Here is a 21,371-nt window from a genome sequence, read left to right on the forward strand (position 1 = left end):
GCCTCCGGGTTTCGCAGCTCGCAAAAGCAAAAGCTGGTCAATTGATCGTCAGGTGATCAATTGCCACCCCTCGGTTACGCCTGCTCTATGGCGGCTGGGTGGGGCCACCCCTCGGGGTGGGCTGGCTTGCTTTTGCGCCAGCACTGCGAACCCTGCTCAGTCGCCCCCATGTACATGGCATGGTGGTTAGAAAAAGCGCGAACACAACAAGGCGGGCAACCCGCTAAAACCTTTCTCGTTTTTCACTCACTCAAAATTTTACAATGCAATTTTTTTGCAGGTATTTGCTCGCCTGTAAAAGCACATGGAGTTACAAAAATGCCTACGAACAAAAAGAACAACCGACTTAACGAAGCAATAGAGACAATGCACCAGGTGCAATATGTTAATAATTTAATTCAAGGGGTTTGTGCGCGTATTGATGCGCAGGAACTAACAAAGCAAGAAGCGGCGGGCTTGTGGGCGGTGTTGGAATGGCAAAACGAAAAGCTGGGTGTAATTACAATGGTGATGGAAGGGGAGGTGGCCGCCTCGACCAGGGCGGCCAATGGCTAAAGGGAGGCAAGCATTAATTGGCGCTCTTGCTCCGGCAGAGCGCGCAATAAATTTATAACAATATCTTTTGCCTGGTTGGAACTTGGTGAGAGGGTGTGGCTAAAACATAAATCCATCACAAAAGTATGGCCGCAATGTGGGTTTTTGCATATGCAATACAGCTTACTCATTTTTGCGTCGAGTCGCTGAGTTGTGCGAATAATGGATTTTTCCCCACATTCGGTACAGTTTATTTGCATGGCTTCATCCCCACGGATTAAATTAACGCGCGGTAGAAGTATAACATTTGTTCGGGCGGGTGCAGTAATGCTTGCCATTAGTATTCTCCTTCCTTTGGTGTTCCAAACTGGATATGCCTTTCCGGTTTTAAAAACTGGTTTAGTTTTAAGAAATTATCCTGCATTGGCACTGTTTCATATTGAAAATAGACGCGGGCAATTTTATCTATATCCCCAAAACCGCCGGTGTTATTTGGCATTACCCCGGCCAGCGCCGGTTGTATGCGCCACATTGCTAATATTTCCTCTAGGGTGATTTTTTTAATCCGCTCGTATTCATCCTTGGTGGCAATATCGCCCACTGGTATCAGCTGCACAGAATCTTTTTTCCCGTTCGGGATATTCAAATACAGTGACCGGAAGTTACCCACGCCCTTGGATTCCTTCACTGCCTTTTTAATTGCATCCTCATCCTCCACGGATAGCGATGCATCACTGGTATACAGTATGTAGCCCATGTGGGCGCCATTCACGTAATACTTGCGGCGGAATAATGTAGCATCCTCCCCCAACAGTACCGCGTTAATACCGCCGTAGTATTGCGGCACACCGTAAATATTTTGGCTTACGTCATATTCCTTCAGGTGAACCACTTCACCGGGTTTAAATTCAATGGGCTTTTCACCATTTTTACGCAACTGGCAATAGGTATCGGTCTTGGTCATACGGCGCATGGAAATAGCAGGTAGGTGTCTAAATCCAATCACCTCGCCAAATGTGTTGAATATTTTTTGTAAGTAGCAATTACCAAACACATCAAAATCAATGCTGGCATTACCCAAGTGTTCATCGCTTAGCACGTTGTTGGTGATGTAATACTGCAACAAGCGATTGCGGCGAAACGGGGGAATAGTGCAGTGGTAGCCGTTGGCGCGCAGGATTTTTGAAAGCCCGGTTAGTGAGATGGGTGGTTCATAATAATTGCCCGAACCGGCAAACACTCCAAGGTAATCGGCAATGTTGTTACTGAGTACAGATTCAGGGTCGCCAAACTTAAAAATGGTGGGCGCACTGGGGCTTTTTTCGTTCACAAAGGTATTTGGTTTTGTTGCGTTGTTGTTGCGTCTGTTGCTCATCGTGTTAGCCCATTGCCATGCCGCTTTTGCGGCGTTCGGTGTTTAAAGGTTCATTGCTCAGCGCGTGCATAATCGCCCAGGCTTTGTCGGCGTGGCCGGTATCTCGGGTGCGGTTTGCCGCGTAGGTAATTTGATCGTTACCAGTGCTGGTTTGTGTGATTTGCAAAAAGGACTGGGGGATGTCGGTATGTTCGGCATCCCATTCAATGCGGCCATGCTCAATAACGTCTTGCGCCTTGAGAACTAATTTTGTTTTTGTATCCAAACCGTAATGGATTGGTGTGGCGCGGGGGAAAAAGTTCTGCACCATTTCAAAAACGCCATTGCCGGGGCCGGTGCAATCAATGCCCATGAACACTACGTTGTATTTCTCGCACAGTGTTTTAATTTCATTTGCCTGGTTGCGCCAAGCTCCCCGCAGGTTAACGCTTTCCAGAACGCGGAATTTATCTGTGGGTGACAATGGCACGGCCACCACTACAACAGCGGACTTGTCACCAACACGTGCAGGGTCATAACCAACCCATACAGGCTTGTTGCCATAAGGGCGAACAACGCCCTTTTTAAAGTCAACCCAAACAACATTAGAATCGACTGAACAGTTAAGCAGGTCGCCCAATTTGAAAACGGAAAGCCCCGCTTCCATAAAAGCGCACATAAACAAATTGTTAAATTCTGATTCGCTGTACTCAATGCGCAATTCGTCAATGTCAAATAAATCACAGCCTTTTTCTTGTGCGTCAACTATCGTGACGATGTTGCGCCAAATCTTATCCGCACCCAGCAGGCCATCTTTAAGTGCCGCGTGCGACAAATCAAACACCGCTTTGGTTTTTCGGTTCTCGTTAAATTTCTCCCCGCTCCACAAGGTGTATGCGCCATGGGATTTAATGGATGGAGTTGAAAAATACGTCTTGCGCCATTTTTTATGCGCAGCCATACCACTCGCTAAGGTATTCAGTTTTTTAAAGTCTGGAATCCAGAACACTTCATCTATGTATAAATGCCCGTGATAGCCCTGTGCAGTGCGCCCATTGGTGGACACAAAACGCAATTCCGCGCCGTTGCTCAAGGTTATGCAGTCAGTGCCTTTTAATTCCACATCAAAATATTTGTGAGCAAAGCCAATAATGTAGGCTTTGAATATCTCTGCTTGGTTTTTACTGACGCTTAGGAATATCTGGTTGTCGCCGGTGAGAATTGCATCTTCAAATGCTTCCCACGCGAAATAGTACGTTGCACCAATTTGGCGTGATTTGAGGATAAATCGGGTGCGCTGGCATTTATTTTCATGCCAGTTATTTTGGTATTCGTAGAATATTTCCTTTCGGATTTTTTCTAATGCTTCAGCGGTTATTCCGCTAATATCATTTTTAGTTTTGTTTTTCTTCTTTTTATCCGTGCGGGTGCTTTGGATTTCGCCGCCATCATTGGCGGCTTCACCCTTTGCTATCGCAGCAGTCTTTGCCTCCAATTGGCGAACCTTTGCCATTTTTTCTAGCTGATTAATCAGCCTGTCCATTTCATCCAGTTCGGCAGTGGTTTTATTTTCTTTTCCTGCCAAATCAATAATACGGCGGCTTATTGCCTGTTCAATGCTTACGCCCGCTATTAAGTTGTCCCACTCGCCTTCATCACGCCAGTTGTAAACGGTACGCCCAGAAACGCCAAAGCGGCGTGCAATCACAGCAATAGGAGTGTGCTGCAAATAAAGCCCACGTGCAGCGGCTCTAATTTCTGGCGTGGCTTTAATAGTGGTGGTTGCTTTTTCATTCATGGCGCCAGTGTAAACGCCAAAAACTAAAAACATTTAAGCGGATTTATTCTAAAAATTTGTAATGGAAGCTGTTACAAAAAATTAGAAACGTTTGTCTTTGTACATAGTTCAAAACGCCAATATTCTGCAATCACTCGCTGAACAAGCACTGAATAATTTCTCTATTTTTAATTCACTGGATGTTGATTGCATGGCACGAAATTTAAAAACCGGTTGGGTGATTGTTGCTACCAGTGGTGAAACAACAGATGGCCGAAAAATAGAAAAAAAGTGGCTTGAAGATATGGCCGCTAATTATAGCGAACGTTTGTACAGTGCCAAAATTTGGCCGAACCACGAACGCTATTATGGTTCACAAGGCAAGGTGCTTGCTTTGAAAGTAGAGCCAGCAACAGACCCGCAATTAAAAGGCGAAGTGCATTTAATGGCAATTCTCGCCCCTTCTGAAAATTTGGTTTATGCAAACCAACAAGGCCGCCTTGTTCATACCTCAATTGAAGTGCTTAAAAACTTCGCTAACCGTGGTTTTTTCTACTTGGGTGGTTTGGCTGTTACAGACAATCCCGCAAGCCTTGGAACTACTGAATTGCAATTCAGTGATGAAGCAGAAAAATTCCACATTCAAGGTGACGCGTTAGATTTATCCAGCGCTGAGGAAAAAGGCTTCTTTGATTTTTTCCGCAACAAAAAACCAACCGATACCGATCAGGAACCCGAACCCATGAGCAAAGAACTGTTAGAAAAAATTATTGATGGACAAACCAAAATGGTCGAGGCGTTCACCGTAATGGGTGAGCATTTAAAAGCGCTGAAAACAGCCCCGGAAGAAAAGCCAAACAATGACGGTAAGGACAAGCCTACCGATAAAACCGATGGCGATGACTTTGACATTAAAAAAGCGTTTGGCGAACTAACCGAAAAGTTCACAAAGCTCAGTACTGATTTTGAAGAAGCCAAGAAAAACCCAGTGCCAGGAACAGCGCCTGCTGGTGATGATGCAGGTGCGCAATCTGGCGTTATTTGCTAACCGCTAGGCCAAACAGTTTGATTTTTTAACGGGTTTTTAATCACCACATTTGCAGAGATTTTCACCATGAATGAAGTCAGTAAAAAGAAGTATTTAGCGTTTTGTATTGCAATGGCTACCACCTTCGGTGTTGCGTCTGTTACTGAGCAATTCAACGTAACGCCAACCGTTGCGCAAACGCTGCAAGACAAAATTGTGGAGGAAGATTCCTTTCTTCAAAAAATTAATATCTTTCCGGTCGATGAACTGAAAGGCGAAAAAGTATTAGGCGCTGTGGCGGGCGTTGTTGGTAAGCGTACCGATACCGACAACGACGACCGTGAGCCGCAAGAAGTGTTGGCGCTTGGCAGTAAAGATTACGAATTATTTCCCACGGAATTTGATACTTACATCAAATACAAAACAGTTGATACCTGGGCGAAGTTCCCTAACTTTCAAGACCGTTATGTAGGTTACGTGCGCAAAGCCATTGCCATGGCACGCGTTCGCACTGGGTGGTACGGCACCAGCGCAGCCGCCGTTACTAACAAAGTAACCAACCCCAATGGTGAAGACGTTAACAAGGGCTGGTTCCAATTAATGCGCGAATACGACAGCGGTTCGCAGTGGATGTTGCAAGGCGCAACCGCAGGCGAAATTCGCATTGGTGAAGGTGGCGATTACCCGAACTTGGACGCCGCCGTACACGACTGCCGCCAAATGTTAGAGCCTATTTTCCGTGAGCGCGGTGATTTGGTTGCATTCATTGGTTCTGATTTGCTCGCTGCCGACAAAGCCGCTCTGTACGCCGCCCAAGGTTCAACCCCCAGCGAAAAAGAGCGCCTTGCTAACGAGAAAGTCACCAAAACCTACGGTGGTTTGCCTATTGCTACCCCAAGCGGTTTTCCATCACGTGGGCTGTTCATTACCACTTACGACAACCTGAGCTGGTACTACCAGGACACCAGCGTGCGCCGCCAAGTTGTTGATAATCCCAAGCGTAACCGCGTTGAAGACTACACCAGCGTTAACGATGGTTACGTGGTTGAAAACGAAGAGCTTGCCGCCGGTTTTGAATTTAAGAACATCAAAATCAAAGAAGGCGCGGCTTGGGTTTAATTTGTTTTTCCTAGCAGCTTCCCGCTCCAACTGGGGCGGGCTTTTTCAGATTCTTGGGGGATCACAATTTATGTCACTCGCTAAAAAGCACAAAGCAGAATGCAAAGCAAAATTTGCCGCGCAGGTTATTGAACAGGAAGCCACCGCCCGCAATGAAGCCGGTAGTGCCGCTGCTATTAATTTTATTCCAGAACATAACGCGCCATTGGATGTGCTGTTTGCAGCACTGCAAAACGACTTGGCCGCACTGCACGACATTACCGATGTGCAAAAGAAAATTGCACTCAAAAAAGAACACCTCATTCCAAAGTGGTTGCCGTTTGTGGAGCAGTACATCCAAAGCGGCGCACATCACCCATTTGAACCGCTGGTGCGTTTAGCGATTTGGTTGATCGATGCCGAAGAAATTGACAAGGCCATTGAACTGACTGACTACGCGATTAAGCAACTGCAAAAAATGCCAGACGGTTTTAAAAGCGATTTGGATTCCTTTGCCGCTGAATCTATTCACGACTGGGCGCTAAAGCAATTTAAAGCAGGCCACAGCGCAGAACCCTTTTTTAGCCAAGTGGTAGAGCGTGTTGAAAATAAACAGTGGTTAGTTACCCAGCCCATTGTTTTGAACAAGTTGTTTAAGTTGGTTGCACTGGTTGCAGAAAAGGATAACCAACCGGAAAAAGCCGAAGTGTATTTTTTGAAGTGCGTGGAAGTGAACCCAAAAGGCCACGGCGTGAAAGGCGCACTGCATGCGGTGCAAAAGAAATTGGGTAAAGAACCAACCCCCGTTTACTAACCGTCTCTCCCCCGAGAGCACTGGCAAGCGGGGGCGGTAAACACACCGTGCTTTACCTAAACCCGCTTTGCTCAGTGTCTATTTGCGAGTAGCTGTAATGAGTTTCACCGGCAAGCCAGACACATTTTTAAATACGGAAATTGCCAATGACGGTTTTTACCCGGACATAAAGCTGGGCGAGTTGCAGCGGTTTTACCGGGTGCCAACTGAACACAAACAGGATGTGATTGAACACCACACCCGTTTGGCGATTAGCGACTGCAATAACCAACTGGCTGTGCAAAAAGCTAAATGGGTTGCGATGGGTTTCACCATGCTGGAGCAAGTGGACGCCGCAACCATTGGCGATGAACTGGCGAAGGTGGAGCAATACAAGCGCGCTGTTTTTTGCCGCACCGTGGGTTTGTTGGTAATGGCCTTTGCAACATTGAACCGCCGCGAGGTTGCAGAAAATCAAGCCAAAGAAGGCGACGAAACTATTCAATATTTTTTAGCCCAGTCTGGCCGCGCTATTCGCCGCTTGCTGGGGCTTACTGAAAACGTAAGTGTGGAGCTGCTGTAAATGGCGCTGGAAAAAATGCAAGCATTTGCCACCCACTTGTTAAGCAAAGGTTTGTTTGCCGCTGAACAGTTCGATTACTGGATGCAAAACGGAACCAACGAATACGCCAGCAAAAAACACGGCAATGGTTTTGTGATTTCCCGCTTCCGTTATGAAGCCGTGTTTAGCGTGGAGCGCTACAGCCAAAGTGCTGATTTGTTTTTAGTGTTGCTCAGCGTGTGGCTAATGGATAACGACTGCGAGCGCAATAATTTGGAATTACCCATGCCAGAGGTGGATGTAACACCGCTGGACGACCACACGGTGGATGTGGAAGTAAAAATTACCTTTGAAGAAAACATAACCATAGTGCCAGACGATGAAGGCGTGGTGATGTGGGGCGGCAAGCGCTACAGCGTAGTGCAAGCAGTAATTACCCCAGCGGACAAAGTAGGCGTAGGCGACACCCAAGAGCGCCCAACGGACTTGCCCTATGAGCGCAATTAAGTTTGATGTTTTCGGCCAGTTGGATGTTAGAAAACGTCTGAAGTTATTAACGCTACCGCCCGCAAAACGCAAACGAGTAATGACACAAATAGGTAAGCGATTGCACGCGGAAACGCGGCGCCGATTGCGAACCAATAAGGATGTAACCGGCGTTCCCTTTGCCCCGCGCAAGGAAAAACGCAAAGGCAGAATGTTTCGCAAACTTGGGAATGCGGCGTACTACAAAAGCACCGACGCTTACACCGAAATTTCATTTAAAGGTTTGGCCGGTGTAATAGCAAAAGAGCACCAAGAAGGGCAGCGCGTTGTTTACACCGCTGCACAAGCAGAAAAGGACTACGGCACACCCGATTACGACGAGCCAGCCACGCGCAAGCAAGCAAAATCGCTACGCGATGCAGGCTTCAAAATTAAGCGCGGGAAAAAATGGCAAGCGCCATCGTTAATGTGGATTACCAAAAATTTAAAGCTCGGGCAGGCCGGTTTAATTTTAAAAGCACTGCGCGATGAAGTGAGTAAAAAACGTTGGATTATCGAACTCCCGGAGCGCGCATTTTTAGGCGCTAGCCCGAACGATATTAACCAGCTCGTAAACATTATTTTTAACGAAACGATTAACGCAGAGGCTTAGCTATGGCACAGGGCAAGGTAACGGTAAATAACCTGAACTTAGGGCAGGGCAGTTTTCCCGAGGTGGAACGCAAAGCACTTTTCATTGGTATTGGTTTAGCCAACGAAGGTGAATTGCTCGCGCTGAATACGCAAAGCGATTTGGATGTGTTGCTGGGTGGCGATTCCTCGCTGAAAGCAAACGTGATTGCAGCGCGCCAAAACGGTGGCGAAAACTGGGAAGCCTATGCCATGCCAATTGGCTCTGGCACTGATTGGCGTGATGCGTTGGACACTGCACTGCAAACCGTTAGCGTTGAATTAGTGGGCGTTTTGATTCCCGCTGTTACAGCAAGTGATTTGACAGCCGCCTACACCAAAGCCGAAGAAGTACGCACCCAACAAGCGCGCCGCATTATTGTTTTGGTTGCCACCCAGGGCGTGGATTCAGAAACACAAACCTGGTCGCAATACACCACTGCGCAAGCCGCCATTACTACAGGTGTTGCCGCCTACCGCGTTGCCGCCGTGCCGCTGTTGCACGGCAATGATTTGGGTGTGTTGGTTGGCCGCCTGTGCAACCGCGCTGCCAGCATTGCGGATACGCCCATGCGCGTGGCTACCGGCCCCGTTCTTGGCTTGGGGGCTACCCCAGTGGACATGAGCGGCCAAACGCTCACAGACGCCACCTTGGCGACGTTGGACGCGAACCGCCTTAGCTGCATTCAGCACTACACCGATTACGCAGGCACCTACTGGGGCGACTGCAACCTGTTAGATGCCCCCGGTGGCGACTTCCAAGTGATTGAGTACCTGCGCCCGGTGGACAAAGCCGCACGCGCTGTTCGCAGCCTGGCAATTGCGCGGGTGGGCAACCGCACCCTGAACGACAGCAGCGCCAGCATTGAAAGCAACAAAACTTACTTTATGCGCCCCCTGCGTGAAATGAGTAAAAGCGTTGAGTTCGCTGGGCAAGTTTTCCCTGGCGACATTCGCCCGCCCTCTGACGACAGCATCACCATTGTGTGGCCCTCACTCAATGCGGTGGAGGTGTACATAAAAGTGCAGCCGTGGAATTGCCCCAAAGAAATTACCGCCAACCTGATTTTGGATTTAAGCGGCGCAGGCGTGTAACGCGCACGCGGTTATTCACCAGCTTTTACTTTTTTAACTGTTTGATTGTGAGGATTTAGAAAATGGGCAGACGCATAGGCGGGCGCGATTTTGACGTAATGGTTGGCGACATGATGGTGCATGTGGAGACATTCACCGCAACCATTGACGACGGCAAAACCGTTGCAAAAACCAAAGGTGTTCCAAACGGCCATGTTGCCGGTGAAATGAGCTGTAGCGGCGAAATTGAAGTGGACACTCAGAATTTCAATTTAATTATTGCCGCTGCAAAAAAAGCAAAAAGTTTTGAGCAGTTGCCACCGTTCGACATTGTGACCAATGCGGAAGGCGACAGCGACAAATTCAAACTTGAATTGTTTGGCTGCACCCTGCGCATTAGTGATTTGCTCAACATCGACAGCAAAGGCGGCGAAAAAACCAAACACAAATTGCCGTTTGATGTGACAGACCCGGACTTTGTACGCATTAACGGTGTGCCTTACCTTGCTGCAAAAACCATTGAAAACATCCGCTAATGCCAGCGGATTATTTAGATGAAGCGGTAGACCTGCAAGCCACGCTAAACGCTACGGCCTTGCAGGCGCAACTGGGTAAAAACAGATTCCACATCAAGAGCCTAACGCACTGCACGGATTGCGACGTTGAAATTGAACACGAAAGGCAGGCGTTAGGCGGTGTGGAGCGTTGCACAGAATGCGAAGGCTACCACCAGCGCGAAACATTTTTAAAAACACAGCGGGTTCGCTAATGCAATTACCACATTTGAGTTATGAAGCCATAAAACAAATTAGCCGAGCAAAGGGCTACACGTTTTTTGAAGGCAGCGACTACAACGTGAATTTGGTTGGCATTCGCAACATGCGCGACGTGCACGCCAATACGTTTAATGACGTGTTTTGCGTTGCGTTTTTGGATCAAGGCCAGCCGGTGCTTTTGCAATACGCCTGCACTACAGACCCCGGCACCTTTTACCGCAACAACCCCATTAACGTGCAAGGCACCGCCATTTTGCCGCCTGAGCAATACCGTGGCTTGTGGAGAATTGGCAAGCACCAGGGCAAGTATGAAGCGCTGGTGCAAAGCACGCCCACAGTGGTGATACGCGATAACAACCGCGACGCGAATTTGGATTTAAACGCCCGCATAGGTGTGCGCGAATTAATTGGCATTAACTGCCACCGTGCACGTAGCGATGGCACCAGCAAGCAAGTGGACAAATGGAGCGCCGGTTGCCAAGTAATTGCAAACAGCGCGAACTTTGACGAACTGATGAATATTGTGCGTTACGCCGCAAGCATTCACGGCAACAGTTTTACCTACACATTATTTGAGAGCCACGACTTTGAATGAGCCGCACATTTTCAGCAAATACGGCGGCACGCGGTTTTTGCTCGCCCTGGGGAGCTGCCTGATTAATACGCTGCTGCTAATGCACGGCGATATCGATCAGAAAACCTATGAATTTTTAATTATGGGCACTGTGGGTGCGTTTATTACCGGCAACACATTGCAAAACGCAGCCAGCTTTATGGCAAGAGGTAAGAGCGATGTTAACTGACAGTATTAAAGCTTACATGGGGTTCGTGGTGGCGTTCCTGTTGCTGCTGGTGCTAATCCCTACCTTCATCGACAACACGTCGCTACGCGCAAAGGTGAAGGGGTTGGAGGACAAACAAACCCAACTGTTATCCGACGCGGTGTTACGCAAAATGGAAGTAGCCACCATGCGTGAAGCAGTGGCCGACCAGGAATTAAAAATTAAAGCGTTTGAAGCCACCGCCCAGCAAATGGCAGAGGCTCGCTTAAAAGCGCAACAGGAGGCCGCACAGCGCGTGCAGCAGTTGCAGAACCAAATTGTATGGCTACAGCAAGACAAAGGCGCCAGCTGCACCGTGGCGGGCATAGGGCAAACCATTTTGAACGAGGTATTACCGCAATGATTTTATTCAGAGAAAAAATGTTCTGTTTGGCGCTGTTGGTGGCCGTGGTAGCCGTGTTTTTTCTGCAAGGCTGCACAAAGTTTGAGGAAGTGCCGGTGTACACGCCGGTGGATGTAACCAAAGTGGTTGTAGCACCCTGCATCGAGCAAAAAGATTTACCGGTAGTGCCAGTGCTGGCGACTACGAAAATTCAAGGCCATGAAGATGATTGCGAGTTATTAAATTTGGCTCTCACTGACCGTGCCCAATTAAAGCTCTACATGGAGCAAGTGCAGGGGGTGCTGGCGGGCTGTGTAAAACCCGCCAGTTCTTAGAGGGGCGTTTACAAATTACTGCGCAATCATTTTCTGCGATTGGTTAAGTAAATCAGCAAGGCTTGCAATGGCACGTTCGCTTAATTCGAGTTGGCCATTGCAATTAACCACCAGCGCTTCCACCAGTGAAAGTTGATCCACAAAGCGAGTGCGGTTTTCTGACTGGGGAAAGTGGCCGATGGATTCCAGGCGCATAGCGTCGGGTGAATAAATATCGAGTTGCCCGGACAAATACAACGCGTATTGCGATTGATCCAATTGAATAACGCGGCGGGATTTTTGTAAGGGAATATCGGAAACAGATTTAGCGGATTTTTTTGCAGTAGTCATGGCGTGAGCCTCATGTCAGTGGATTTTAAACCGCCGCCATGAGTTGAGAATCATGGAGGCGGCTGCACAGGGTTCTCAACACCGGTCACTGACGAACCGGCCCACCCGAAGGTGGCCCCGCACAGCCGCCATAACATAAGCGTAGCTGTATTGCGGGCACAAAAAAAGACGCAGGCGCGTCTTGTGCCAGTCAGTAGTTACCGGGGTTGAGAGACCCGACAGCGGATTTTGCCGCTGTGAACACAGAGTAGCGCAGGCGTTTTAAGGCGTCAACATGTAATAACGGGGTTTATTGAGTAATAACCAGCAACTAAGGGGCGGCAAGTGACCGAAGTAACTAAGCAAGAAATGGAGCAGTTAGCCGCGCTGGCCGCACAAAAAACGGCGGCAGAATTATTTGAGCGTTTGGGTATAGACGTTAACAACGTGCGCGACAGCCAAGCGGACTTTGCCCACCTACGCAAACAGCGCCTGGCAAGCGAACAAATAGGCAAGCTCGCTGCCCGCGCACTGGTCACCATATTTTTTACCGGCTTGTGCAGTTTGATCTTGCTCGGGCTGAAGGATTTTTTTTTACCCAAGTAATTGACGGCAGCATTCGTGCGGCTGCGATGAACGGATTTTTTTAACCAACACTTGGAATTATACCAATGACAATGACAGTAAAAATTTGTGCGCAACATCTGCATGAATCAAAAAAGCGCGTACTGGTGCAGACCCACACCCACGGCAAAGTGACTGCCAATAAATTCATTAAGCCCGGCGAACACAGCGATGTGCTGTTATACGAAGGCCAGACCATTAGCTGCCGCGAAGTTGATGAAGATTACGAAAGTAAAATCGCGATCACTGAGGCAGACGCACTTGCAGATTTGAACGGCGAGCCGCGCCCGGATAACCCTACCGTCAACAGCTAAGCGCTAATTGATTTTAATTTTTTAACCAACCCTCGGGGATATAGCTATGAGCAACAAGTCTAACGGTCAAGTTTTAAAACTCACTGTGAAAGATATTGATCTTGAATTTGATATTGGTCGCGACGATTACAACAAGTACGTCAACAGTGTTACGCAGAACAGCAAAGTTGCACCCAGCCACAATTTTTTGATGACCACGGTAAACGAAAAACAAAGAGCGGAACTGCGCGAGTTTTTGAAAAACACGCCCGGTGCTGAGGTGCAATTGGCTGGTGCCTTACTGGAGGAATACACCCCTGACTTGGGCATTGTTGTAAAGAAATCCAGCAGCGCGCTGAGCGAATAAGCGAGAACGCTTACAGCCACTACCTTGCATTAGCTGCAAAGCATTTGCCGGGTAGTGACGTAAAAGATTTGGACGTGTTGGCAACCGCGCTGCATTTAGAAAAAAACTACTGGGAGAACTTTAAAAACTCAGTAGCCAATGGGATTGCGCTCGCACTTAACGGCGATTAATACGGTGAATAGTTATGGCTGGTCGGTTAGAAAAATTGCTGATGCGTGTCGAGTTAATCGACAAAGTAACCGGCACCGCTAACCGCATAGCCAACACTATGGACAACCTTCAGTCGCGTGTTGAAGCGGGCTTTACCGACATTTTAAAAGGCGTGGGTGGTTTGTGGGGCGCAAGCGCTTCACTGACCAGACTAACCAGTGACTACCACGACTTTCACCGCGCCCTGGGCGAAGTGAGCAGCCTTTCTGTTGCGGACGACGCACTGCAACAACTGCAAAAATCTGCATTGAAATTTTCCATTCAATACGGTGAGAGCGCCGCTGATTTTGTGCGCAGCTCTTACGATATTCAAAGTGCTATTGCTGGCCTTGTTGGCAGCGAGCTTGCCGTGTTCACCGAAGCCAGTAACGTGCTTGCAAAAGGCACCAAGGCCGACGCCGCCACAATCACCAATTACATGGGCACCATGTACGGTATTTTCAAAAACCAAGCAGACGCGATGGGCAAAGCCAACTGGGTAAAACAACTCACTGGGCAAACTGCACAAGCCGTGGAAATGTTTAAAACCAACGGTGTGCAAATGAGCGGCGCTTTCACCGCACTGGGAGCAGACGCAACCGCCCACGGCATTGCGATTAACGAACAAATGGCGGTGCTGGGTAAGCTACAGGCCACCATGAGCGGAAGCGAAGCAGGAACGAAGTACAAAGCGTTTCTGCGCGGGGTAGGTGCCGCCCAGGAACAGCTGGGTATGAAATTCACCGACAGCGCCGGGCGCATGTTGCCGGTTGACCAGATCCTGGCAAAACTCCAAGGCAAATTTGGCGCGATAGATACCGTCGCAAAAAGTGACATGCTGAAAAAAGCGTTTGGTTCCGATGAAGCCGTGGCCGCGATTAAATTATTAATTGCAGACACCAACGGTTTGAGCAGCGCCATAGATTCCCTGGGCAGCATTACCGGCATGGAAAAAGCGCGGGCAATGGCCGAAAAAATGACCATGAAAACCGACCAATTAAAACAGGCCGGTGTTGCTGTGCGCATTGGCTTTGGTGCGTTGGTGGACAAAGCCTTAATGCCATTTTACGACGCCGGGATAAAAAACCTTTCCGTGCTCAGCCAGTGGATAGACAAATACCCGAACGTGTTTGGCGCCCTTGCCAAGCTGCTGGTGATGGTTGCCGGTGTAACCGCTGCTGTTGCATTGCTGGCAATCATAAAAGGCGTGGCAGCGATTGCAGCAACAGGCTTTGGCGTTGCCATGACGCTATTGCGCGTGGTGATGGTTCCCTTTGGCCCACTGCTAAAAGCAATTCGCCTGGCGTGGGTTATGTTCAACTTCCAATTAGCGTTGGGCAACAAAATTTTACCCGCTGCAGCCGCTGCCATGCGCGTGTTCCGTGGTTCGCTGTTGTTAAGTGCAAAAGCCGCATGGGCATTTTCTGCTGCATTACTTGCGAACCCAATTACGTGGATTGTGGTTGGCGTTGTCGCCCTGGTTGCAGGGTTGGCACTGCTAATAACGCACTGGGATTCAGTAAGCGCCGCCGGTGCCGCTGCCATTGATTGGCTGGTGGGCAAATGGCAAGCATTTCGCGCAATCATCGAGGACAACCCTGTACTGAAATTCATTTTTCAGCCGCTACTACTCGCCGCCGATTTTGTTGGGGTGTTAATTAGCGCCTTACAAAAAATTCCTGATTGGTTCACCGGCTTTAAAGATTGGCTAATTAGCATTGACATATTCGGCGCGCTACTTACACCAGTTAAGTGGCTGCTGGATAAATTGAAATTAATACCCGGTTTGGATTTGAACATTGGCAGTGTAGACCTGCCCACGCAACAACCCGCGCAACCTAACGCCGCCACTGAAAAATTCGCACAGCTTTCACAGCCTGCTGGTTTGCCAGTGCCAACAAAAAACACACAGCCTGTTCAAGTGCCTATGGCCGTGCCAATTCAACCCAAAGGGCCACAGCCGGTTGAAGTACCGCTGGCCGCTGTGACAGTTGAACCGGCCAAAGTACCCGCAAGTATTGCCCGCGCAGAGGCAGCAAACGAAGGTGTGGAGAACCAGAAAAAAGCCATGGTACCGGCACCCGCCGCGCCTGTTAAAAATGTGCCAACCGGTGGTTTGCAACAGCAATTTAACAGCAGCTCACAAAGCCGTAACACCAACATTAACCAACTGAATGTAAACACCACACAAGCAGTTAACGGTTATTCACTGCAAGACCAATTACGAATGGCGGGCGGCTAATGACTACAGATTATTTTGATTTACTCATTGCCGCCGATGGAATTGTTTTAGATGAGCTGGGCTTGCCGTTAAGCATTGATGGCCGCGCCAGCATCGCGCAGGACATTAAACACATGGTGCGCGAAAGCGGATTGTTAGTTGAAATTGTTGGCGAGCGTAGCGGCGAAAAAGTAAAGCGCAACATGGTGCGCATAGAGCAGTTAATTGAAAACGATTTACGCATTCGCCCAGGCACCGCCAGCGTTACCCGCACGGACGTAGGCGAATTTTATTTAACTGCCAAGACTATGAAATACGGTGATATTGAGGTGAGCTTGTGACAACAGAATTTGATAAGGCATTTGAAAAAATGGTGGTAGATGCTGGCCTGCCAACTACCGACGCACAAGCGAAACAAAAATGGAATTCAGTTGCGCAGGAAGTTAACTCACCGTTTAACAATAACAGCGATTACTCGCCGTTTTGGCGCACCATTAGCGCGTTAGTGACTGCGCCATTAATGTGGATTGTAAAAGACCTGTTGTTAACACAGCTATTGCCCAACATGTTTTTGCGCACTGCCAAAGGCGTTTTTTTAGAGTTATTTGGTTGGGCGGTGGATTTACCTTTAAAGCAAGCCGCAAAAGCAAAAGGAGCCGTTGTTTTTGCCCGCTTATTGGCAGCGGGTGAAGTAATTATTCCCGCCGGTACAGTGGTGCAAAGCCCGGTGATTAACGGCAAAACCTACCACCTAATAACACTGGCCAGCGCAACCATGTTGGATGGCGTTGCTAGTGTTTCGGTTAATTGCGAAGCGGTTGAAGCCGGTGCGGGCTACAACTTGCCTGCTGGTTATTACGCGATTTTGCCCGTTGCTGTACCCGGTGTGGATAGTGTCACCAATACTGCCAACTGGTTGCAAAGCGCAGGTGCAGATAAAGAGTCTGACGATGATTACCGCTTGCGCATTCGTAACCAGTTCACCGCCGTTAACCAGTACCACACGGATTCTGTTTACACAAAAATCATTACCAGTTTTGCCAACATTAATACGCGCAATGTTTTTTTTCAGCATGACGCGCCCCGTGGCCCTGGTACTGCTAATGCGTTTATTTTGATGGATGTAGGCCAGCCCAGTGGGCAATTGCTAGCAGATATTGAAACGCATGTGATGGACGACGGCAACCACGGCCACGGTGATGATTTGCGCGTGTTTGCGATGCCGGAAACATTTCACAACTTAGTGGCGACCATTCAAGCCGTTCCCAACACAACGCCTGAAGAAAAAACGCAATTGCAGGCATCTGTTTATGACGCAATAGCCGCTGCATTCCGGCAAAACAATCAGTACGCAATGACACTAACACAACCGTGGTCTGAATTTTCTTTTTCGCGCCTTGCAGCTGAGCTGCACGCGCTGTTCCCTGATTTATATGCGGTGAGTTTTAGCCTTCCAAGCATTACCAGCACGCTCAATGTGCCACGCCTCTCTAGTTTGCAAGTGGTGTACCCATGATTAAGTTGGATTTGCCATTTTGGAGCAATAAAGGCAGCTCAAAACCGCTGATAAAAACCGCGCAGCTGTATTGGGAACGTATTGCAAACAGTTTGTTGTGGCCGCTAACACAAACAGACCCGGAGACCTGCACGCTCACAATATTGAATTTCATTGCCTACCAGCGCGATATAACGCGCTTTGACGGTGAGCCGCTTTGGTTGTTCCGCTTGCGTGTTAAATATGCCTACGCCAACGCGCAGGACGCTGGTTCAGTGGCCGGGATAAAACGAATTTTTGAACGCTTGGGCATTGGCTATGTGGAAGTTGACGAGCGCACCCCGGACAGAGACTGGGATGTAATTGTGCTGCGCCTTTCAGACAACCAGCTCTCCCAAAATTCTGCTCTCTTGCGTGTATTGCTTGAACAATATGGGCGCACATGCAGGCGTTATGAATTTGAAATTTTAGTTTCGGTTGGAATAAGTATGACAACAATCGAATTTAACAATACATGGTCACTGGATAAGGCAGTTTACTAATGGCAGCTATTATTAATTCCGGCAGAAATAAAATTGCATTACAGCAAAGCAATTCGCAGCCGCTCAATATTACCAAGTTTGTTTTTGCAAACGTTCCCGGCTTAGACCCTAGTGCCGCTGTTGACCTTAACCAATCAATGCCTGCGGCTGAGCATATTGTTTATGAAAAAAACAAAGATGCGCAAGGCTATGTGGCACCTGACCAGGTTGTTTACAGCGTTATTTTGTCACCAGACGTGGGTGATTTTTATTTTAACTGGATTGGCCTTGTCGATGCTGACAATACCCTGATTTCTGTTTCTTACTCGCCACTGCAATTCAAATACAAAACGGTTGGTTTGGCAGTTGGTAACACGTTAACGCGCAACTTCCTTACGCAATACGCGAACGCGGCGGAAATTACCGGCATTAACGTTGCCGCTGAGGCTTGGCAAATTGATTTTATGGGCAGGCTGGACAGTGCCGATGAAAACATGCGTGCCGATATGCACGATTTTTTTGGTAACGGCTATTTTATTGGTGATGGTTTTAAAATTATTACCGAAGGTGCGACAGTAAAAGCCAAAGCCGGTTATGGGTACGTTGGCGGCTACCGTGTGGTGCTTGGCGCAGACCAGGTGATTAACACCGGGCCATTACCAAAAGCTATTTGGTTAAAAGCACATTTAAACAAAGGCCCGAGCAGCTCTAATGTTGTTGCAACGTTTGTTGCCGCGAGCACTGCGGAGGTTTTAACAAATTACACCGATGCACAAAACAATAAACACTTTTATGTGAAGCTAGCTGATGTTAGCGCCGCCTATGCTGTGACTGAATTCCGAAAATTCAGAAACACAGCAGACTGTTTGATTAAAGCTATTTTTGATGAGCTGGACAGCAAATCAAACAACGGCCACGTTCACACTTTTGATTCAATTCAGGGGAAGCCAGTTAGCTATCCACCGTCAGCACATGGCCACCCATGGGGTGAAATAAGTGGGAAACCTGTTGTTTATCCACCGTCTTCACATGGTCACGAATGGAACGAAATAAGCGGGAAACCTGTTGTTTATCCACCGTCTTCACATGGTCACGAATGGAACGAAATAAGCGGGAAGCCTGTTGTTTATCCTGCAGCTGCTCATCAACATTCAGCTAATGATATTACAACCGGTGTATTTTCTGATGAACGTATACCCAACACGATGTCAGGAAAGAACTTCACAACAACAATAGCTGTAGGTCTTGGAACTGGACAAATAGTGGTTCCGATATATGGTGGTAATTCAGGAGTCAATGAAGGTGCAGCACATTATTATTTTAATGGTGCAACTACTGTCGCTGCTTTCGGAAACTTTAGCTCAATTGTCGGGGGGAATTACGATCCTTCCGCTACAGTTTGGTCTTATAGCTCGATAAAGTTTGTAGTTAGTAGCGCGGCAAATGCTAGCGCTGTATTACATCAAAATGGAAATTTAAGCATAGGAAGCACTACAGATAATGGCCAAGGTAAGTTACAGGTTGCTGGGAACATTGTCGCGAACAATTATTTAGGAAATGGATCCAATTTAAATGGCTTAAATTATTCACAACTCTCATTCATTCCTGTTCAGGAAGGCGGGGGGATCGGTCAATTAAACAATAAAGTTTATGTGGGTTGGTCTAATGCCGGAAAGTTAAAAGCGACTGTTGATGCCACAGACCAAGGGAATATTGCCATGGAAAACTGGGCGATAAATATGTTTGCCGGAAACTCTCCGAGGCCGTCAACCGCAGAAATTAATGCAGGAGACTCTGCAAATATTCGTCAATGGTCGCCAGATGTTGTTAAGCAAGCTATTGATTACCACGCTGCTGGATTGTTTAACTTTTCACGCGCACAAGCTCTAACGCTATTACTTGATTCAACTGTATGGGCTGGCTCATTCCATTTTTGGAAAATGGGATCTCTCACATTTGCAATTTTTGAATTTGCCGTCAACGCAAATAATACTAATGGCGAAAAATCAATGGGGACTTTACCTGCTGGAAATAGACCTTACACAAATTACTCAACACAGTTGCTTTCTAAAACAATTACATCCACATCCAACAGTAATTTGCGTTTGCAATTGAATTCTAACGGTACTCTTATATTACATTTTGAAAATATTGCCGAGACACTCTCAGGCTCAACATTTTTTAGAAGTTATTAATTAGGCAGGTTGCTATGACAATATATTTTAATGCTCAAGGTTTTATTTGCGATGCGGAGATTGCGGAAGGTTTTACTGAGCTGGTTCCGCAAGATACGTTACAGATTCCAAAATTCGTAAGTGGTGGCTGGGTGGAAGGATTGGTGCGTCGTGCTTTTGTATACGATGAAGATAATTTTTACAGTGGTGTGCAGGACGTAGATCCTAGAACAATAAACAATTACACAACTGAACCGATTCCAGGGAACTTAATGTTGCCGCGCTGGGAGAGTGGTAGATGGGTTGAGGGATTGCTGTCTCTCGTTTCCGTAGTGGATGACGATGGTTATTTTGTTGAGACATTAACAGGCTTAGACCCGCGAAATATGACTGCAAACCATATTTATGGATTGCCTCCCTCTGGTTTTGTGGTGCCGCGTTTTGTAGATGAAAGCTGGGTAGAAGGGGCGCTACCAGTTGTGGTTTATTTGAACGATGGTTTTATTAGTCACGTTCAACATTCAGTAGACCCACGGCAATTGATCGGCGAATATTGCACCAACTTTCCCCCGGTTAATTTTATTGCGCCGCGCTTTGTAAACAATGAGTGGATAGAGACCGCGATAGAACACGCGCTGGCTATTGATGCTGATGGTTACTTTTTACATGACATTTACAACTTTGATGCACGCAAATATAACGGTTTATTTACCACCGTTCTATTAGGTGCAACAACGTTCCGTCGCCCGCGTTTTGTAAATGGTGAGTGGATTGACGATAACCCAGTTACGGAAGCGGAGTTATTGGGTGATGCTAAAAATAGAAAACTCGCGGAAATATCTGTGGTACAAAAACAGGCTTTAGCTAGTGGGGTTGCGTTTGAATTCATGCCGGATACTGAGGATGTTGTACAAACCCGTGATGATAGAGACTTGATAAATATTTCTGGTGTTGCTACGAACGCTATGATTTTAAAACAAGCGGGTATTGATGGCGCGGTGATTGAATTCCGCGCAGAAAGCAATACCAGCTATATGCTGACGCCGGAACAAGCGATTGCCTTGGGCGTGGCGGTTGCTGAGCACAGCAAAGTGGTTTACGCAAAAGCCTGGCAACTAAAAGACCAGATTGCTAATGCGGGAACGCTGGAGGAAGTGGAGGCAGTGGGATGGTAAAGCCAGAGGTTCGCATTGAAGTTGAAATTAGCAGTAGTTCAAAGTGGATGCGGCTGTTGAAACCCGTGACACTGCAAGGCCACACAATACCTGCTGGGTTTGTCACTGATTTGGATTCGATTAGACGTATTCCACTGGTGTACAGAGTGTTAAAGGGACGCGCGCGTGTTCCTGCTTTGTTACACGATTATCTATACCAGATTGGGTACGACCGCAGTGAGGCTGATGATTTATTTTTGGCTGAGATGAAACGTTTAAACGTTCAGCCGTTTTATACGTTTCTGATTTATTGGGGCGTTCGTATTTTTGGGAAGTATTTTTATGAACATGCCTACGAACGGGAAAAATACTAAC

General features: G+C 47.7%; 29 protein-coding genes. 25 read left to right on the forward strand and 4 right to left on the reverse strand.

Going from position 1 to position 21,371, the window contains the following annotated elements; genetic code table 11:
- The first annotated feature begins 168 nt into the window (after positions 1 to 168).
- Positions 169 to 555, forward strand: a complete 387-nt coding sequence (locus NNX04_RS01210; protein ID WP_261947227.1) for a hypothetical protein — start codon at positions 169 to 171, stop codon at positions 553 to 555.
- Here NNX04_RS01210 and NNX04_RS01215 read toward each other — a convergent pair.
- From NNX04_RS01215 to NNX04_RS01225, 3 genes are read right to left on the reverse strand one after another with little or no spacing between them, the layout of a single operon-like run.
- Positions 552 to 872 carry an ogr/Delta-like zinc finger family protein gene (locus NNX04_RS01215; RefSeq protein WP_261947228.1) on the reverse strand — a complete coding sequence of 107 codons (321 nt, stop codon included), beginning with the start codon at positions 870 to 872 and terminating at the stop codon, positions 552 to 554. The genes NNX04_RS01210 and NNX04_RS01215 overlap by 4 nt on opposite strands.
- Positions 872 to 1,909 (reverse strand): phage portal protein, encoded by a 1,038-nt coding sequence (locus NNX04_RS01220; RefSeq protein WP_261947229.1) that lies wholly within the window; start codon positions 1,907 to 1,909, stop codon positions 872 to 874. Before NNX04_RS01220 ends, NNX04_RS01215 begins: the two co-directional genes overlap by 1 nt.
- Before the next feature lie 4 nt (positions 1,910 to 1,913).
- Positions 1,914 to 3,719 (reverse strand): terminase large subunit domain-containing protein, encoded by a 1,806-nt coding sequence (locus tag NNX04_RS01225; protein ID WP_261947230.1) that lies wholly within the window; start codon positions 3,717 to 3,719, stop codon positions 1,914 to 1,916.
- Positions 3,720 to 3,783: 64 nt separating this feature from the next.
- Here NNX04_RS01225 and NNX04_RS01230 point away from each other — a divergent pair, with 64 nt between their 5' ends.
- The 13 genes from NNX04_RS01230 to NNX04_RS01290 all read left to right on the forward strand — a co-directional run bounded on the left by NNX04_RS01230 (position 3,784) and on the right by NNX04_RS01290 (position 11,649).
- A complete protein-coding gene (locus tag NNX04_RS01230; RefSeq protein WP_261947231.1) occupies positions 3,784 to 4,713 on the forward strand; it encodes a GPO family capsid scaffolding protein in 930 nt (309 codons plus the stop codon).
- Between the two features lie 66 nt (positions 4,714 to 4,779).
- Positions 4,780 to 5,811 carry a phage major capsid protein, P2 family gene (locus NNX04_RS01235; protein ID WP_261947232.1) on the forward strand — a complete coding sequence of 344 codons (1,032 nt, stop codon included), beginning with the start codon at positions 4,780 to 4,782 and terminating at the stop codon, positions 5,809 to 5,811.
- Positions 5,812 to 5,881: 70 nt separating this feature from the next.
- On the forward strand, positions 5,882 to 6,604 hold the full coding sequence (gpM, locus tag NNX04_RS01240; RefSeq protein WP_261947233.1) for a phage terminase small subunit: 723 nt from the start codon (positions 5,882 to 5,884) through the stop codon (positions 6,602 to 6,604).
- 97 nt (positions 6,605 to 6,701) lie between these two features.
- Entirely contained in the window at positions 6,702 to 7,166 is a 465-nt protein-coding gene (locus NNX04_RS01245) for a head completion/stabilization protein (RefSeq protein WP_261947234.1), read from the forward strand.
- Positions 7,167 to 7,652 carry a phage tail protein gene (locus NNX04_RS01250; protein ID WP_261947235.1) on the forward strand — a complete coding sequence of 162 codons (486 nt, stop codon included), beginning with the start codon at positions 7,167 to 7,169 and terminating at the stop codon, positions 7,650 to 7,652.
- Positions 7,639 to 8,283, forward strand: a complete 645-nt coding sequence (locus tag NNX04_RS01255) for a phage virion morphogenesis protein (RefSeq protein WP_261947236.1) — start codon at positions 7,639 to 7,641, stop codon at positions 8,281 to 8,283. The genes NNX04_RS01250 and NNX04_RS01255 overlap by 14 nt, the downstream gene beginning before the upstream one ends.
- A 2-nt stretch (positions 8,284 to 8,285) precedes the next feature.
- The gene (locus NNX04_RS01260; protein ID WP_261947237.1) at positions 8,286 to 9,395 is read left to right on the forward strand and encodes a DUF2586 domain-containing protein; all 1,110 of its coding nucleotides are present in this window, start codon (positions 8,286 to 8,288) and stop codon (positions 9,393 to 9,395) included.
- Positions 9,396 to 9,457: 62 nt separating this feature from the next.
- Positions 9,458 to 9,910 carry a DUF2597 family protein gene (locus NNX04_RS01265; protein WP_261947238.1) on the forward strand — a complete coding sequence of 151 codons (453 nt, stop codon included), beginning with the start codon at positions 9,458 to 9,460 and terminating at the stop codon, positions 9,908 to 9,910.
- On the forward strand, positions 9,910 to 10,143 hold the full coding sequence (locus NNX04_RS01270; protein WP_261947239.1) for a hypothetical protein: 234 nt from the start codon (positions 9,910 to 9,912) through the stop codon (positions 10,141 to 10,143). Before NNX04_RS01265 ends, NNX04_RS01270 begins: the two co-directional genes overlap by 1 nt.
- Entirely contained in the window at positions 10,143 to 10,745 is a 603-nt protein-coding gene (locus NNX04_RS01275; protein WP_261947240.1) for a hypothetical protein, read from the forward strand. The genes NNX04_RS01270 and NNX04_RS01275 overlap by 1 nt, the downstream gene beginning before the upstream one ends.
- On the forward strand, positions 10,738 to 10,953 hold the full coding sequence (locus NNX04_RS01280) for a hypothetical protein (protein WP_261947241.1): 216 nt from the start codon (positions 10,738 to 10,740) through the stop codon (positions 10,951 to 10,953). Before NNX04_RS01275 ends, NNX04_RS01280 begins: the two co-directional genes overlap by 8 nt.
- Entirely contained in the window at positions 10,943 to 11,335 is a 393-nt protein-coding gene (locus NNX04_RS01285) for a hypothetical protein (RefSeq protein WP_261947242.1), read from the forward strand. The genes NNX04_RS01280 and NNX04_RS01285 overlap by 11 nt, the downstream gene beginning before the upstream one ends.
- Positions 11,332 to 11,649: a hypothetical protein gene (locus tag NNX04_RS01290; RefSeq protein ID WP_261947243.1), complete on the forward strand. Its 318-nt coding sequence runs from the start codon at positions 11,332 to 11,334 to the stop codon at positions 11,647 to 11,649. Before NNX04_RS01285 ends, NNX04_RS01290 begins: the two co-directional genes overlap by 4 nt.
- Positions 11,650 to 11,664: 15 nt before the next feature.
- On the opposite strand, the gene NNX04_RS01295 is transcribed toward NNX04_RS01290, so the two are convergent.
- On the reverse strand, positions 11,665 to 11,979 hold the full coding sequence (locus NNX04_RS01295) for a hypothetical protein (RefSeq protein WP_261947244.1): 315 nt from the start codon (positions 11,977 to 11,979) through the stop codon (positions 11,665 to 11,667).
- A gap of 324 nt (positions 11,980 to 12,303) precedes the next feature.
- Between NNX04_RS01295 and NNX04_RS01300 the strand changes: the two genes are divergently transcribed.
- The 11 genes from NNX04_RS01300 (at position 12,304) to NNX04_RS01345 (ending at position 21,370) form a co-directional block, all read left to right on the forward strand.
- Positions 12,304 to 12,564: a hypothetical protein gene (locus NNX04_RS01300; protein ID WP_261947245.1), complete on the forward strand. Its 261-nt coding sequence runs from the start codon at positions 12,304 to 12,306 to the stop codon at positions 12,562 to 12,564.
- A gap of 65 nt (positions 12,565 to 12,629) precedes the next feature.
- Positions 12,630 to 12,896 carry a hypothetical protein gene (locus NNX04_RS01305; protein WP_261947246.1) on the forward strand — a complete coding sequence of 89 codons (267 nt, stop codon included), beginning with the start codon at positions 12,630 to 12,632 and terminating at the stop codon, positions 12,894 to 12,896.
- Positions 12,897 to 12,942: 46 nt separating this feature from the next.
- Complete coding sequence (locus NNX04_RS01310; protein WP_261947247.1) at positions 12,943 to 13,242, forward strand: putative phage tail assembly chaperone; 300 nt, start codon at positions 12,943 to 12,945, stop codon at positions 13,240 to 13,242.
- Entirely contained in the window at positions 13,239 to 13,412 is a 174-nt protein-coding gene (locus NNX04_RS22855; RefSeq protein ID WP_410004086.1) for a DUF6890 family protein, read from the forward strand. The genes NNX04_RS01310 and NNX04_RS22855 overlap by 4 nt, the downstream gene beginning before the upstream one ends.
- A 14-nt stretch (positions 13,413 to 13,426) precedes the next feature.
- Positions 13,427 to 15,673, forward strand: a complete 2,247-nt coding sequence (locus NNX04_RS01315; protein WP_261947248.1) for a phage tail tape measure protein — start codon at positions 13,427 to 13,429, stop codon at positions 15,671 to 15,673.
- Positions 15,673 to 15,993 carry a DUF2590 family protein gene (locus NNX04_RS01320; protein WP_261947249.1) on the forward strand — a complete coding sequence of 107 codons (321 nt, stop codon included), beginning with the start codon at positions 15,673 to 15,675 and terminating at the stop codon, positions 15,991 to 15,993. The genes NNX04_RS01315 and NNX04_RS01320 overlap by 1 nt, the downstream gene beginning before the upstream one ends.
- Positions 15,990 to 17,168 carry a baseplate J/gp47 family protein gene (locus NNX04_RS01325; protein WP_261947250.1) on the forward strand — a complete coding sequence of 393 codons (1,179 nt, stop codon included), beginning with the start codon at positions 15,990 to 15,992 and terminating at the stop codon, positions 17,166 to 17,168. Before NNX04_RS01320 ends, NNX04_RS01325 begins: the two co-directional genes overlap by 4 nt.
- Entirely contained in the window at positions 17,165 to 17,689 is a 525-nt protein-coding gene (locus NNX04_RS01330; protein ID WP_261947251.1) for a phage tail protein, read from the forward strand. Before NNX04_RS01325 ends, NNX04_RS01330 begins: the two co-directional genes overlap by 4 nt.
- Entirely contained in the window at positions 17,689 to 19,863 is a 2,175-nt protein-coding gene (locus NNX04_RS01335) for a phage tail protein (RefSeq protein ID WP_261947252.1), read from the forward strand. Before NNX04_RS01330 ends, NNX04_RS01335 begins: the two co-directional genes overlap by 1 nt.
- Before the next feature lie 14 nt (positions 19,864 to 19,877).
- Complete coding sequence (locus tag NNX04_RS01340; protein WP_261947253.1) at positions 19,878 to 21,017, forward strand: DUF4376 domain-containing protein; 1,140 nt, start codon at positions 19,878 to 19,880, stop codon at positions 21,015 to 21,017.
- Complete coding sequence (locus NNX04_RS01345) at positions 21,011 to 21,370, forward strand: DUF1353 domain-containing protein (protein WP_261947254.1); 360 nt, start codon at positions 21,011 to 21,013, stop codon at positions 21,368 to 21,370. Before NNX04_RS01340 ends, NNX04_RS01345 begins: the two co-directional genes overlap by 7 nt.
- The last annotated feature ends 1 nt before the right edge of the window (position 21,371 follow it).

Origin of the sequence: Cellvibrio sp. QJXJ, from assembly GCF_024452345.1 — a bacterium.
Lineage (GTDB): Bacteria > Pseudomonadota > Gammaproteobacteria > Pseudomonadales > Cellvibrionaceae > Cellvibrio.